Raw genomic sequence first — 14,323 nt, 5'->3', positions numbered from 1 at the left:
TCCTAGGAGGATGTTGTACATGCAGTTGAGTCAAAGACAAAAGGGTTTCACCTTACTTGAAGTCATGGTGGTGATTGTGATTTTGGGTATTCTTGCTTCCATGGTGGTGCCAAACTTAATGGGAAACAAAGATAAAGCCGATCAGCAAAAGGCGGTATCGGATATTGTGGCGTTAGAAGCTTCTTTGGACATGTATAAACTGGAAAACGGTGTATATCCGACAACAGAGCAGGGACTGCAGGCATTGGTTGAGAAGCCGACTATTTCACCAGAACCACGTAACTATCGTGAGGATGGCTATGTAAAGCGTTTACCACAAGATCCGTGGCGCAATGACTACTTGTTATTAAGCCCTGGTGAAAACGGTAAGCTAGATGTGTTTAGCCCTGGCCCTGACGGTCAGCCGGGTAATGAAGATGATATCGGTAACTGGAACCTCCAGAATTACCAGTAAGATGACACGCAAAAATAGCTGCGGATTCACGCTACTCGAAGTCCTGTTAGTGGCATTACTGATGGGGCTCGCGGCGGCTGCGGTAACCTTAACCATGGGGAATTCAAACAAACAACAAGATCTAGATAAGCTGGCACTGCAATTTATGGCCGCCACAGAGCTTGTTTTGGATGAAACCATTTTAAGTGGCCAGTTTCTTGGCATCATGGTTAAAGAAGACCAATACCAATTTGTTTATTTTGATGATGACAAATGGCAAACCATTGCAGATGACCGCCTACTATCTGAAAGACAAATGCCAGAAGATGTCACGTTGCAACTGGTCATTGAAGGTTTACCTCTGACACAAGAAGATGAAGAGGATGAGTCTTGGTTTGATGAGCCATTTATTGAAGCTGAAACTGAGCTTGAAAACGAGGTGAAGGAGCCTGAAATCTTCCTGTTTCCCAGTGGCGAAATGAGCGCATTTGAACTTGCTTTTTCAAGTCAGAATCAGCAAGGAGAATCAGTAGAAGCGCTTGTTGTTGGCTCAGCACTAGGACAGTTAAGTCTAGGGAGACCGGATGACCATCGCTAAAGGGATGACTCTGCTTGAAGTGTTGGTTGCATTGGTTGTGTTTTCAATTGCCGGTGTTGCCGTCACTAAAAGTCTTGGTGAGCAAATGGCGAATATGCCCATTTTAGAAGAACGAACTTTGGCGCAGTGGGTCGCGAGCAATGAAATGGTCAATGCAAAGTTGGAAAAAGGCTTTCCTGCCATTGGTAAAAAAGAAGGCCGAGTGGAGCTCGCCGGTAAAGATTGGTATTGGCGCAAAGAGGTGGTAAAAACCACTGACGATAGTTTTCGTATGATTCGGATTAGTGTTAGCAAAGATGATCGCTATAACCGAATCATCACCAAGTTAAATAGCTATGTGCTCAAAACAGAATAAACAGCGCGGGTTCACCCTGCTAGAAATGCTGATTGCCACGGCTATCTTTACTTTGCTGGGTTTGGCCTCGAATGCTGTTTTAACTACGGTGTTCTATAGCGATGAAACCACGCAGAAGTTTTCTAAGCGACTGAAAGGATTACAGCAAGGTTTTGGCGTTCTAGAGCGAGATTTTGGGCAAATGGTTGCTCGCACGCCGCGGTTACTCGAGGGCGGGAGAGGCTCGAGTGTGTTTCAAACCGGTGAGAATTTACTGGGCTCAGAAACCGAAGCCATTGTTTTTTATCGACTTGGCTGGTTAAACCCGAATGGTATATTGCCCAGAGGCAGTCTGCAATCGGTTGCCTATGTCGTCGAAGAAGGGCGTTTAGAGCGATGGTATTTTCCGTATCCAGAGCCCGAAGTGGGCGCAGAACCATTGAAAACAGTCATAATTGACAATGTCATCTCGGTGCAATACTCCTTTTATCGAGAAGGCAAATGGCAACGAAAAACTGAGAATACCACTCTGCCAGAAGCCATTGCGATGGCAGTCGAGGTTGAAGGGCTAGGAAAAATAGAGCGTCGTTTTTTATTGTCTAAAGGGCAATTGTTAAAAGATAACCAAGGTTCGAATGGTGGCTCAGGGAATAATGGTTCAGGCAATAATTCGGGCAATAATTCGGGCAATAATTCGGGCAATAATTCGGGCAATAATTCAGGTAATAATTCAGGTAATAATTCAGGTAATAATTCAGGTAATAATTCGGGCAGTAAGAATACTGAGCGTGGTGGGTAATGAAGATGCCTACACGCCAACGGGGCGTCGCGCTTATTGTCGTGTTGTTGTTTGTGGCGGTCATAGCTGTGATTGCCACCAATATTACGGGTCGTAACCAATTGTCTATCCGGCGTACACTCAATTTGGCCCAATATGATCAAGCTTACTGGTATGCTCTTTCTGCTGAAGAGTTGGCGAAGCAAGTTTTGAAGCAAGATCTTGATGATTCAAGTGACTCAGTACATCGGCAACAATACTGGGCGCAGGCAGATGTGGTTTTTCCGGTCGAAGGTGGCCAAATTGCGGGAAAAATTTACGATATGCGAGCCTGTTTTAACATCAATGCAGTGTCTGCTCCGATGGAAAAAGGTACAAGTGGTCAGCCGGTGTTATCAACGGCAGGCCAGCAATATCAAGCGCTACTTGTTGCTTTAGGCATGGATGAGTTTGTCGCAGAACGGCTAACTCATACGTTGAAGGATTATTTAGATGAAGACGCAATTGCGGGTGCTTTAGGGGCCGAAGATGCGGAGTATGAGTCTCGCCAAGCCCCCTATCGAGCAGCGAATACTTTGATGAATCATAAGAGCGAATTGCGGGCCGTACTTGGATATAACCAAGCCGTTTACCAAAGGTTAGCACCTTATATATGCGCGATTCCAGGAGAAGATAGACAGGTATTGAATGTCAATACCGTTGAGGCTGAACATGCTGCACTCTTAAGCGCAATGCTCAGCAATAACATCTCAGTGGCTGAAGCAGAGAGTATGATCGCAGATAGACCCGGTGATGGTTATAGTGATATTGCAGACTTCTGGGCAAATCGTGCATTAGGTTCGATCAACTTGCCGGAAGCACAAAAGTCGAGCTTTGAAGTTACTAGTGAGTATTTTTATTTGCAAGGTGGCGCTAAAGTCGACACCGCAGTTTTTAAACTCGACAGCGTTTTAAAGCGTGGTCAAAAAAATTATATGGATGTTATTAGTCGCCAATACGGTGGCCAGCAATAGCATAGTGTCGGTGTTGTTATGCACCGAAGCCTTGGAGAATGACAGTGAGCGAAAGGCTATATATCCGCTTAGGCAAAGTGCCTGAAGCAAGTTGCCAATGGTTAGTTTGGTCGGAGCAAGAGCAAGAAGTGATTGCTTCGGGTGAGCTTGCAAACGCATCAGAATTAGTGGGGTTACAAGATCGTGCTGCTTATCGCCCTGTTGATATTTTGGTGCCATCAGCAGCCGTCACCCTCACGACAATAGACTTGCCCGAGAAAGGTCAGCAAAAAGCACTCAAAGCGCTGCCATTCATGCTTGAAGAGTCCATCATCGACAATGTCGATGAAATGCATTTTGTGGTTGGTCCTCGGGACGGTGAGCGCGTCAGTGTCGCTGCCGTGGCAAATGAGCAAATGATGATGTGGCTTGAGTGGTTGAACGAGGCCGGCATTACAGCGCGTAGCTTTATTCCTGACAGCCTTGCCCTTCCGCTACACGGTTGTGATTGGGCGGCCATGCGCTTTGGTCAGGAGACTCTGATCCGAACAGGACAAGCAAGTGGCCAAAGTTATAGCCCGCAATGGCTTCATTTAGCCTTGCCACAACTGAATGCTAGTGGTGACCATTTATCTGTGGCTACCTATACCGAGTTAGAGTTTCCAGGGTTAAAGAGCACACCGCAACAACTTGAAATGCCGATGCTGGTGTTAGCCAAAGGTGTTGCTCAAGCGCCGATTAATTTGCTTAGCGGGATGTTTAAGCCACAAAAAGAATATGGTCAGTCTCTAAGCCTATGGCGTAACGCCGTTCTGGTTTTTGTGGTGGCATTTGTTTTGTTGCTGATTGATAAAGGGATCAATATCTATCGAGCTGAGGCGCAAATTTCTGCACTGCAGCAGCAAACTCAAGAGGTATACCGCCAGCTCAAGCCGGGCAGCGGTGTTCATGCCAATTTGATCCCCGGCCAATTACGCAACCAGCTTAAAAAGTTGCAAGGTCAAGGGGGCGGCAATGAGTTCTTCGCGATGTTACAACAGTTGAAAGGTGCTTTTGCAAAAGTACCGGCATTGAAACCGAATAGCTTACGATTTGATGGCAATCGTGGAGAGCTGCGTATGCAAGTGACCGCGACAACTTATGCGCAAATCGAGCAATTTAAAGAAGCGATTTCCGGCCAGTTTAAAGTCGATGCCGGTGCGATGAATAGTAGTGACGGGAAAGTCACGGGCACGTTAACCTTGAGGACTAAATCGCATGGATAGTTTGCGTGATTGGTGGCAAGGCCTATTACCTCGAGAGCAACAACTTGTTTCTGTCGCGGGTGTTTTTGTGGTGATTGCGGTGATTTATTGGGGGGTGTGGGCACCTATCAATGACGCTGAAAAGCAAAGCATTGCAAAAGTAGAGGCACAACAGCAAACCCTTAGTAAAGTGAAAGGGCTCGTGAATAAAATTGTGAGCTTAAAGCAAGGGGGAAGTAAAACTTATCGCGGTAGTTTAAGTGCTGCAGCAAACCAAACTGCGGCGAAATACGGTCTTGTTATCACGCGAATGCAGCCTCAGAACAACAAGATCCAGATTTGGATGGATGAAGTGCCATTTCAAGCACTAATGAACTATCTTAACGATTTAGTACAGTTAAAGGGGCTGTCGTTAGATAGCATTGATTTATCTGAAACTGAGCAACCAGGTTTAGTGAAAGTTAGACGTATTCAGTTGTCGCAGTAAAAAGGCGTATTTGTGGGTTTGATTAAAAAGATTATGGTCGCGGTCGTTATTTATGCGGCCTTTATGCTGGTTCTGATGCCAGCCAAAGTTGTTCTCGCGTTGGCGCCTCTGCCGTCACAGCTACAAGTTTCACAGGTTACGGGAACAATATGGCAGGGGCAAAGTGAACTGGTCAAGGTTGGTCCGCGTCGCCTAGAGCAAGTGAGCTGGAGTATTCGACCCATGGCTTTGTTTACGGGAACTCTCGAGCTTGATGTCATGATTGGCAATCGTTCTACGCCCGTCAGTGGGAAGGCGAAGTTGATGCTCAGCCCTGCGGGTGCGCAAGTTGAGCAGTTGCAATTTGATGCTCCCCACGGCTTTTTATTGGCCAACACACGCTTACCATTTAGAACGAAAACCCAGGGTGATATCAGTTTGGTTATCCCAGAAGGGAGTCAGGGAAAACCTTGGTGTGAGACGCTTTCTGGTAAATTGTTTATGAATCAGACGCAAGTGACGAACCAATTTGGAGAATATCCAATTGGCAACGTGGAGTTCGGGCTCAGTTGCGATAACGGGCAAATCAAGCTCACCACGGATGAGACTAAAAATAGCATAGATCTTGCTGGTGACATTATTGTTGGTGAGCGCAACCGCTTGCAAGTGATGGCTAAGATTAAGCCCACAGATAGTCAGCCAGATGATCTACGAAATGCACTAGGGTTCCTAGGGCAACCGGATGCAGAAGGTTACTATCCATTACGTTATAACGGGGTTATTCCAAGGTTTTAACTTGGGTTGATGGAGAGTGTCTTGTCATCAATGTCGACGAAGCCTAGGCACAATGCTTAGGCTTTTTTGTGTGGCATGTATTTGTCGCTGTCGTTAAGTGCTTGCCTGCAATAGGTCATCTAAAAGTAAGTGGTAGTCATTGGTTGCCGGGAAGTCAGCAAATTGTTGATGGGGTTTTAGACTATCGGGATTAGATATCCCTAGCTGGTATCCTACACCTGCTAATTGGGCGGCTTTGAGAATGGTCTCATTGTCATCAACAAATAAACAACGTTCTGGCTGCAGCTGATAACGCTCGAATAGATGGGTCCAAAACTGTGGATGTTCTTTTGCAAAGCCAGTTTCGTGACTGGAGAGCACTTGATCAAGCTCTGTGGCCATTCCCGTGTGTTCAAGCTTCAGCGATAAACTTTTAGGATGGGCATTGGTGACTAAAATTCGTTGCTTGTTCGCCTGTTTGAGAGCCTTTAAAAACGGCATGCTGTCCTGTCTCAGCTGAATTCGTTCAACAATGGTTTGATGCAAAGCTAAAACATCGAGCCCAAGTTGTTGTTGCCAGTAATCTAAGCAGTACCAGTCTAAGGTGCCCTCTACCTGCGAATAAGCCTGCTCTACCAGTTGTTGAGCAGCTTGGCGAGATATGGATTTTTGTTGGCTCAATTGCTGTGGCACGATATGGAGCCAAAAGTGGTTATCAAAGTGCAGATCGAGCAGGGTCCCGTCCATATCTAGCAGTAATGTGTCAATTTGATGCCATGGAAACATAAGTTTATCCGTTGTAAAGCGAAAAAAGCCCGCATAGTTTAGCGAAATAATCTGTTATTTGTCTCACAAGTTAAGATATAGTTTAGTGAAGCATCAAATCAGCTAGAGGTAGCTATGAAGTCTCGGCCACAAAAGCCGCAAATCATACATACAGAAATAGTTGCTCAAAGCCGGTTATTTAAAATTGAGCAAGTGCATCTGAAGTTTTCAAATGAGCAAGAGCGAGTGTATGAGCGCATGGCTGGTAATAACCGAGGTGCTGTGATGATAGTTCCGGTATTAGGTGACCAACTATTACTTGCTAAAGAGTATGCTGCGGGTACCCACAATTATGAAGTGGGCTTCCCTAAAGGGCTGATTGATGAGGGGGAAACGCCTGCTCAAGCAGCAAACCGAGAGCTTCAAGAAGAGATTGGTTACGCCGCGGGTCGTCTGACGTTATTGAAAGAGGTCAGTTTGGCTCCTGGGTATTTTGCAAGCAAGATGCAAATTTTCTTGGCAGAAGATTTGAGAGATAGCTGGCTTGAGGGAGATGAACCCGAACCTATTCAAGTGGTGAAATGGCCGCTGAGCGCATGGAGTGAGCTGCTTGATGAAGATGATTTTTCCGAGTCAAGAAGTGTCAGCGCCTTGTTTTTAGCGCAAAAACATCTAAACATTAAGTAGTGCCTACCTTTTACTGCAACCGCGTTAAAGAAGTAAGCCTCGTGTGATTTTTGAAGAGTATTGGCAGTAGGAGTAGTTATGAAGCCTGAAGAGTTAGTTGAAGCCGCCATCGCCATTGCGACCACTGCGGGACAGGAAATCCGCTCGATTTACCAACAGGGTAGCTTTGAGCGCGAAATTAAATCTGATAATACCCCAGTCACTTCAGCGGATTTAGCTGCTCATCAAATTATTACTTCGCAACTTCAGGCACTAACGCCTGACATTCCCGTGCTGTCCGAAGAAGCCGCCGACATCCCTTTAAAGGATAGAGAAGGTTGGTCCAAATATTGGTTGGTGGACCCTTTAGATGGAACCGGCGAATTTATCGCTGGCAGTGGTGATTTCTCGGTTATTGTTGCGTTGGTTGAGCATAATCGACCGATTATGGGGATTGTCTATGCGCCGATGTCAGAGACATGCTATTACGCAATTGCCGGCTTAGGTGCATATAAGCGTGATGCATCGGGTGAAACCCGTATTTGTAGCCGCCCAATGACCAATGATAAACCTGAGCCAATCCGTCTTGCGGTTAGTCGACGCCAAGACCCACAAACAATCTTGACGATGCTGGACTCAACGCTACAAACCGAGATGGTTGTGCTCGGCGGCGCGGCCCTCAAAAGCTGTTTAGTTGCCGAAGGAAAAGCGGATTGCTATGTCCGTGTCGGTCCGACCGGAGAGTGGGATACGGGCGCAGCTCAGATTATTATCGAAGAGGCGGGTGGCCAGTTGATGGATCTCCAATTACAACCACTGACCTACAATGAGCGAGAAAGTTTAGAAAATCCTAATTTTATTGTTGTTGGGGCACCAAACCTCGCGTGGGATAGAATCTTAACGCCTTAATGATAAGAAGGTGGTGCTCACTTCATCTTCTTTGAGCGCCAACAAGAACAGTGTTTATCCTGTAAATCTTGGGTTCTGGTCGGCAGATTGAAATATGGATGGCTCATTGCTAAATCAAAAACGCTTTTTGCCTTATTTTGTGACGCAATTTTTGGGCGCGCTCAACGACAATCTGTATAAGAACGTGATTTTATTATTGGTCGCGTTCAGCCAAGTTGACGCTTTACCGATCAGTAGCCATTTGTTTGTCAACTTAGCGGCCGGCTTATTTATTCTTCCATTTTTTCTTTTTTCTGCACACGCCGGTTTATTAGCAGACAATGTTGATAAGTCACGGCTTATTCGTCACCTGAAATTACTTGAACTCATTATTATGAGTCTTGCTGCCGCAGCAATACTTTCTCAACAGTACCTATTTATGCTGTTGTTACTTTTTTTTACTGGATGTCAATCTGCCTATTTTGGCCCAGTTAAATATTCATTGTTACCGCAAGCTCTACTTCCCAATGAACTGGTGAAAGGTAATGCGTGGGTAGAAATGGGAACATTCATTGCCATATTAATGGGCACGCTTTGGGCGGGGTTGTTGGTTTCGCAGCAAGCCGGGGCAACCTTGCCAGCAGCGATGATTGTTTTGCTGGCGCTGGCTGGTTACATGGCCAGCCGACAGATTCCGGCAACGCCGATTCATGGCTCAATTGCCAAAGTAAAATTTGCACCCTTTCATGGATTGTTGCGGACTGTACAACAAGCGAGAACCCTGCCCGCGACTTGGGTCGCTATTCTCGCAATTAGTTGGTTTTGGTTTTTGGGGGCAACCTATCTGACCCAGTTCGCTAATTACACCAAGTTACATTTGCAGTCTGGGCCAACCGTGGTGTCTTTGCTATTGGCTCTTTTTTCATTGGGGATCGGCATTGGATCTATGTTGTGTGAGCGGCTCTCTCGAGGGCAGGTCAAATTAACCTTAATTTTTTGGGGTGGCTTGGGGTTAAGTTTGTTTGGCTGTGATTTTGCGCTGCGAGACCCAGTTATAGCCGCTTCTCAAGCTCCTTTCATGGATGCTGCCGAATTTATTATGCAGCCATCCCAGTATCGTCTGATGTTTGATTTGTTTATGATCGGGGTCAGTGGCGGTCTATTTATTGTGCCATTGTATTCATTTATTCAGGCAACTGCTCCCAAAGGGAGGTGTGCCCAATTAATTGCGGCGAACAATATCATCAATGCGCTGTTTATGGTGGTTTCAGCTATTTTTGCGATGGTGCTACTAAGCCTTCTTCAAAGCTCTATCCCACAGTTATTTTTGGCCACTTCAGTATTGAATGTTGTGACCGTTTTATATGTTGCTAAGCATTTCGATATACTTTCGAGTCAGCTGAATGCTTCGTAAGCTTTTATGCTTGTATTGCTGCTATGGGTGTCAAAAGAAGTGCTCGTGTTTGCTTTCCTTACTCGCACCTCAATCGACCAAATCCTTCACACGGTTAAGCGTAAGCTTGGGTGAGCAACTTCCATTGTTTTTGCTGTTCAAGTAGTTTTAATTTGAGCTCTTTCACCTTACCCGATAAATCTTTCACCATGAGTTGTTTCTTTTTTGCGTCTAATAGTTGCTTCTTAGCGTGATAGTAGGCGTTCAAGTGTGTTTTCAGTTCTTCATATTCTGACTGTAATTTGTCCAATAGTTCATCAGCATTCTGCAATCGAGCCACGTTATTTTGCGTGCGCTTGAGTTGCATTTGTAGCGCAGCGGTATCGATACGCTCTTGGGGGCTCACGCGTAAACCATGTGCAAGACGGCACCAAGCCAGTAAGTTAATGAGCCATTTGGTTGGGTCGTAATGCCACCATTTGATTCCATTTCGATAATCATTTTCGAAGATATGATGGAAGTTGTGGTAACCCTCGCCATAAGTGAGTAGTGCGAGGAAACCGTTATCGCGTGCGGTATTTTTGTCTGTATAGGGTTGGCTGCCCCATATATGCGCAAGAGAATTAATGAAAAAGGTACAATGGTGGACCACAACGAGTCGTAATAGACCCGCCATTAATAGCATGGAAGCGATATCGCCATTGAGCCAACCTAGGAAAATCGGCAAGCCAATGTTCATAAGCAGTGCGAGCGTTAAATAATGATGGTGTTGCCACATCACAATCTTGTCATTTTGTAAATCGCGTACGTTCTTATAATCATGATACCGATGAGCATGGTACTCACGGAGCATCCAACCTATGTGGCTGTACCAAAAACCCATGTTAGCTGAATAGGGGTCCTTTTCGTTGTCATCGACATGTTTATGATGTACCCGATGATCCGACGACCAATGAAGAGCGCTATTTTGTAAAGCCAGTGCCCCACCGAGCGCAAAAACAAAGCGAGCACTCCAGTGTGCTTTGTATGTTTTATGGGACCAAAGCCTATGATAACCCGCAGTAATAGAGAGACCGCTCGCGAATGCCAAGACGACAAAAGTAATCCATTCTATGAGCTCAAAACCATGGGATATTTCTCTGTAAGGGATTAAAATTATCGTTGCCGAAAGGGTTAGTGCGAAAAGGAGGGCGTTGGTCCAGATGATCGGTGGTTTTTTCATAGAGTTTTTCCAACAATATTTGAGCGTACATCTGTAAGCTAATCTAGCGTTAATTTTGATCTGGGTCAAGTCAGAGTCGGCATTGGCGGGGGCTGTGTTTTGCCGTAAAAAAATGTATTATTCTCTGATTACATTTAGTTAGCGGGTAAAACATGGGCATTCGAGCACAGCAAAAAGAAAAAACAAGGCGGGCGTTAGTCGACGCTGCTTTCAATCAGTTAAGTGCTGAACGAAGTTTTTCTAGCCTGAGCCTCAGAGAAGTTGCCCGTGAGGCAAATATAGCGCCAACGTCTTTTTATCGCCATTTCAAAGATATGAATGAATTGGGGCTGACGATGGTCGATGAAGGTGGCCTCACATTGCGTCAGATGATGCGTAAAGGTCGTCAACGCGCGGAAGCCGGTGGTAGTTTGATCCGCATTTCAGTTGAAACTTTTATGGAAGTGTTGGATTCCAATCCCAATGTGTTCAGAATTTTGTTGCATGAGCGTTCGGGGACATCAGCACCATTTCGAGGCGCAGTCGCGAGAGAGATTGAACATTTTATTTCCGAGCTAGTTCATTATACGGAAACCACAACTAACCGAAGTCATGATTTAGCACGAGCTCAAGCTGAGGCTCTCGTTACTTTGGTCTTTAATGCGGGCGCAGCTGCCTTGGATATGAAACGAGCCGATCGTAAAGCGCTAGCGGAACGGTTAGTCATTCAGCTGCGTATGATTGCCAAAGGTGCCGAAGTTATCCAAGAAAAGCAAGATAATCGCTAGTCGAAAAAAACAGAATCAAAAAAGGGCCTTGCGGCCCTTTTTTTGTAGCGATGTATGTTGAGATTACGAACGTCTTTCTAGTAAAACGCCGCTTTCCATATGGTCGGTATATGGGAATTGATCAAATAAAGCGAGTCGCGTTATATCGTGCGTCTTTGTTAGCTCATTTAAATTGTCGACAAGAGTATGCGGGTTACATGAAATATACAGAATTCGTTCATAACCTTGGACGAGCTTGACGGTATTCGAGTCAAGGCCTGCGCGCGGGGGATCGACAAAAATGGTGTTGCATTGATAGCTATCTAAATCAATACCTTCGAGCCGGCGATAACTGCGTTTTTTAGCCATGGCATCGGTAAAATCTTCAGCAGACATGCGAATGATTTGCACATTATCGGCATGATTCGCTTGGATATTATATTGAGCAGATTCCACTGATGGTTTAGCAAGTTCGGTTGCTAACACGCGATTAAAGTTTTGCGCTAGCGCAATAGAGAAATTGCCATTACCGCAATACAGTTCCAATAAGTCGCCACTGCTATTCTTCGTTGCGTCAATGGCCCACTCGAGCATTTTAATTGAAACTTTGCCATTGGGTTGGGTGAAGCTATTTTCGACTTGTTGATAAATGAGTTCTTTACCAGCAACTGGAATTGTCTCGATCACATAGTCTTGATCGATGACAAATTTCTGCTTGCGTGCTCGCCCAATGATATTGACTTTGAATTGCTTGCCAAGCTCTGCTTTGAGTTGTCGCGCATGTTGCTGCCACTCTTCATCGAGTTGGCGGTGATAAAGCAGCGAAATCAAAATTTCACCACTAAGCGTTGATAGAAAATCGACCTGAAATAGCTTGTGTCGAAGCACTGGATTAGGGCGCAGCGCCTCCATCAGGATAGGCATCATCCGATTAATCAGTGCACTCGCAGGTAAAAACTGTTCACAGCGAACTTTGTCATTAAGCACTTTATCAAACATGTAATAGTAAAGATCATCCCCATCATGCCAGGTTCTGAACTCCGCTCGCATACGGTAGTTGGCGGGCTCTGAACTAAACACTTCCAGCTCTGGTACAGTAAAAGCCTGAAACAGGTTTTTTAACTTTTCTTGTTTTTCAGCCAGCTGCTGATCATAGCTTTGGGGATCCATTGCTGCTAAATGCATCGTCTTATATTGTCCGCTGATATTACTAGGTGCGCGATTATACCAAGTGTAGCTATGTTGTATAGCACTGCTCATTTATAGAAAATTGAGAACGGATCAGTTGCGAACCTTTGCGCTTTACTGAGGCCTATGTGAAAATTGCATCCCGATTGATGTTTGCTGTTGTTACAGGAGAGGTGCGTTGCCCAAACCGATTTTGATATTTGATTCTGGCATGGGGGGGCTCTCTGTGTTGCAAGAAATCAGGCAACAGCGACCAGATTTGGACTACTGCTATCTATTTGATAACGCGCGGCTGCCCTATGGCGAGCTTGATGAACCCGTGTTGATTCAAGGGTGTGTTGAGTTGGTCGTTAAGGCAGTGCAACGAGTCGATGCCGCTTTAGTTGTCATTGCCTGTAATACCGCAAGCACGTTGGTGCTAGAAACACTTCGAGCAAAGCTTACTATTCCTGTGGTGGGGGTGGTGCCAGCGATTAAGCCGGCCGCGCAGCTATCTCAGTCTAAACATATTGGTTTGTTGGCAACTCCTGGCACCATTCGACGGACCTATACCCATGAGTTGATCGCACAGTTTGCGCAAGATTGTAAGGTTGAGCTCATCGGCTCTTCAGAATTAGTGTTGATGGCAGAACGTAAGATGGCTGGACAGAACGTGGATATGTCCCATTTCGCGGAGATATTAAAACCGCTAACGGCATTAAACCTTGATGTACTGGTGCTGGGTTGTACCCATTTCCCACTACTTGCAGAAGAGCTACAACAAACCTTAGGGGGCCAAGTAACCTTGCTCGACTCGGGATCGGCAATTGCTAAAAGGGTACAGGCGTTGTTATCAGAGACGAATGAGACTCAAGGGCAAGCTGGTGAAGCGGTGGGAGTGTGTCGTGCTTGGTATACAACAGAACAACTATCAAACGGTTTGAGAAAAACGTTAGTCGCGAATGAATTTACAAGTGTGCAAAGTTTCATCAACGACTAACGCTTTTATATAATAAGGCGATTAGTCTACTGCTGCTGCAGTGTTCCTTTCTTTCGCCTCATTATCTTGTGTTTTTGCTTCTCTTACTTTCAAGGTCCTTTCTTGAAAGCTAAAATCATTGAGTTTGTTCATTGCCTTTTTGGCACCCGACTCTGACATCTCGACAAAACCAAATCCTTTCCGGCGGCCTGTTTTACGATCTCTGACTAAGCGAACGGAGTTTACTGGGCCATATTCACCAAATAGTGCTTTAACTTCACCTTCGTGAACGCGGTATGGCAAGTTGCCTACGTAAAGGGTCATCGTTGGACCTGAATATTGGCCGTCTGACTCTTGAGTTGCAGCAGTTGCGGTAGTAGTTGATGACATGCTCATTACCAGTGTGGCTAATACCATGCCGATGATAAATGCAGCGTAAGCGGGAACTGCTGGGATTTGAAAAATCGCAAATGCTCCAATAACGGCGACAATCAAAATAATAGCAAATGACTTTTGCATAAGAATGCTCTCTAATATGATGTGAAAATTGATAAATATCTGTTAACAGCAGGCTATATGGTAATGAATTATTTATAATTACACTAGTCTATTGCCGAAAAAATGACCTTTGTCATTGTCTTGGCTCACAAAAGCGTGATTTTGATACGTTATCTAAGTCAAATCGTGCCCTTTTTAAACGCAACGCTCAATAAATACGCCAACAAACATTTTCTTTGAAAAAGCCCTTGCGTGGTTTCAAAATCTCCCTATAATGCGCATCCACTGACACGGCAGAGCAACTTCGCAAGAAGGTGATAAAGCCAGTCAGGGCGCAGAATTAGCCTCGGTTAATTCATCGGTGCAGAAGGTTTTGAAAG

General features: G+C 45.3%; 16 protein-coding genes and 1 pseudogene. 13 read left to right on the top strand and 4 right to left on the bottom strand.

The genetic code is table 11. From position 1 onward, the window contains the following. Window positions 1–19 precede the first annotated feature (19 nt). From gspG to IEY18_RS14585, 8 genes are read left to right on the top strand one after another with little or no spacing between them, the layout of a single operon-like run. On the top strand, window positions 20–454 hold the full coding sequence (gspG, locus tag IEY18_RS14620) for a type II secretion system major pseudopilin GspG (RefSeq protein ID WP_188922155.1): 435 nt from the start codon (window positions 20–22) through the stop codon (window positions 452–454). Then, window positions 417–1,031: a type II secretion system minor pseudopilin GspH gene (gene gspH / locus IEY18_RS14615; protein WP_188922153.1), complete on the top strand. Its 615-nt coding sequence runs from the start codon at window positions 417–419 to the stop codon at window positions 1,029–1,031. The genes gspG and gspH overlap by 38 nt, the downstream gene beginning before the upstream one ends. Then, a complete protein-coding gene (gene gspI / locus IEY18_RS14610; protein ID WP_188922151.1) occupies window positions 1,018–1,386 on the top strand; it encodes a type II secretion system minor pseudopilin GspI in 369 nt (122 codons plus the stop codon). Before gspH ends, gspI begins: the two co-directional genes overlap by 14 nt. Beyond that, window positions 1,367–2,164 (top strand): type II secretion system minor pseudopilin GspJ, encoded by a 798-nt coding sequence (gspJ, locus tag IEY18_RS14605; RefSeq protein WP_188922149.1) that lies wholly within the window; start codon window positions 1,367–1,369, stop codon window positions 2,162–2,164. The genes gspI and gspJ overlap by 20 nt, the downstream gene beginning before the upstream one ends. 5 nt (window positions 2,165–2,169) lie before the next feature. After that, a complete protein-coding gene (gene gspK / locus IEY18_RS14600) occupies window positions 2,170–3,156 on the top strand; it encodes a type II secretion system minor pseudopilin GspK (RefSeq protein WP_373290760.1) in 987 nt (328 codons plus the stop codon). 44 nt (window positions 3,157–3,200) lie between these two features. Continuing rightward, window positions 3,201–4,400: a type II secretion system protein GspL gene (gene gspL, locus IEY18_RS14595; protein WP_188922144.1), complete on the top strand. Its 1,200-nt coding sequence runs from the start codon at window positions 3,201–3,203 to the stop codon at window positions 4,398–4,400. After that, window positions 4,393–4,866 (top strand): type II secretion system protein M, encoded by a 474-nt coding sequence (locus IEY18_RS14590; RefSeq protein ID WP_188922142.1) that lies wholly within the window; start codon window positions 4,393–4,395, stop codon window positions 4,864–4,866. The genes gspL and IEY18_RS14590 overlap by 8 nt, the downstream gene beginning before the upstream one ends. Window positions 4,867–4,878: 12 nt before the next feature. Continuing rightward, entirely contained in the window at window positions 4,879–5,640 is a 762-nt protein-coding gene (locus IEY18_RS14585; protein ID WP_188922140.1) for a type II secretion system protein N, read from the top strand. A 93-nt stretch (window positions 5,641–5,733) separates the two neighbouring features. Here IEY18_RS14585 and yrfG read toward each other — a convergent pair whose 3' ends face one another. Further along, entirely contained in the window at window positions 5,734–6,405 is a 672-nt protein-coding gene (yrfG, locus tag IEY18_RS14580; RefSeq protein WP_188922138.1) for a GMP/IMP nucleotidase, read from the bottom strand. A gap of 114 nt (window positions 6,406–6,519) precedes the next feature. On the opposite strand from yrfG, the gene nudE reads away from it, so the two are divergent. The 3 genes and pseudogenes from nudE to IEY18_RS14565 all read left to right on the top strand — a co-directional run. After that, window positions 6,520–7,071, top strand: coding sequence for an ADP compounds hydrolase NudE (nudE, locus tag IEY18_RS14575; RefSeq protein ID WP_188922136.1), 552 nt, complete (start codon window positions 6,520–6,522; stop codon window positions 7,069–7,071). A 78-nt stretch (window positions 7,072–7,149) separates the two neighbouring features. After that, a complete protein-coding gene (gene cysQ / locus IEY18_RS14570; protein ID WP_188922134.1) occupies window positions 7,150–7,959 on the top strand; it encodes a 3'(2'),5'-bisphosphate nucleotidase CysQ in 810 nt (269 codons plus the stop codon). Window positions 7,960–8,065: 106 nt separating this feature from the next. Then, window positions 8,066–9,307: pseudogene (locus IEY18_RS14565) on the top strand (MFS transporter); the annotation flags it as partial. Window positions 9,308–9,446: 139 nt separating this feature from the next. Here the strand turns inward: IEY18_RS14565 and IEY18_RS14560 are convergent. After that, window positions 9,447–10,553: an acyl-CoA desaturase gene (locus tag IEY18_RS14560; protein ID WP_188922130.1), complete on the bottom strand. Its 1,107-nt coding sequence runs from the start codon at window positions 10,551–10,553 to the stop codon at window positions 9,447–9,449. 152 nt (window positions 10,554–10,705) lie between these two features. On the opposite strand from IEY18_RS14560, the gene fabR reads away from it, so the two are divergent. Then, window positions 10,706–11,320: an HTH-type transcriptional repressor FabR gene (fabR, locus tag IEY18_RS14555; protein WP_188922128.1), complete on the top strand. Its 615-nt coding sequence runs from the start codon at window positions 10,706–10,708 to the stop codon at window positions 11,318–11,320. Between the two features lie 63 nt (window positions 11,321–11,383). Here fabR and trmA read toward each other — a convergent pair whose 3' ends face one another. Continuing rightward, complete coding sequence (gene trmA, locus IEY18_RS14550; protein WP_188922126.1) at window positions 11,384–12,484, bottom strand: tRNA (uridine(54)-C5)-methyltransferase TrmA; 1,101 nt, start codon at window positions 12,482–12,484, stop codon at window positions 11,384–11,386. A 181-nt stretch (window positions 12,485–12,665) separates the two neighbouring features. On the opposite strand from trmA, the gene murI reads away from it, so the two are divergent. Next, window positions 12,666–13,466, top strand: a complete 801-nt coding sequence (gene murI, locus IEY18_RS14545; protein ID WP_188922124.1) for a glutamate racemase — start codon at window positions 12,666–12,668, stop codon at window positions 13,464–13,466. Window positions 13,467–13,487: 21 nt separating this feature from the next. On the opposite strand, the gene IEY18_RS14540 is transcribed toward murI, so the two are convergent. Further along, complete coding sequence (locus IEY18_RS14540; protein ID WP_188922122.1) at window positions 13,488–13,964, bottom strand: RNA recognition motif domain-containing protein; 477 nt, start codon at window positions 13,962–13,964, stop codon at window positions 13,488–13,490. Window positions 13,965–14,323: the final 359 nt, after the last annotated feature.

It is taken from the genome of Shewanella gelidii, from assembly GCF_014647855.1.
GTDB classification, from domain to species: Bacteria; Pseudomonadota; Gammaproteobacteria; order Enterobacterales; family Shewanellaceae; genus Shewanella; species Shewanella gelidii.
Note: the sequence above shows the minus strand (reverse complement) of the source record. Positions and strands in the feature narration are given on the sequence as shown.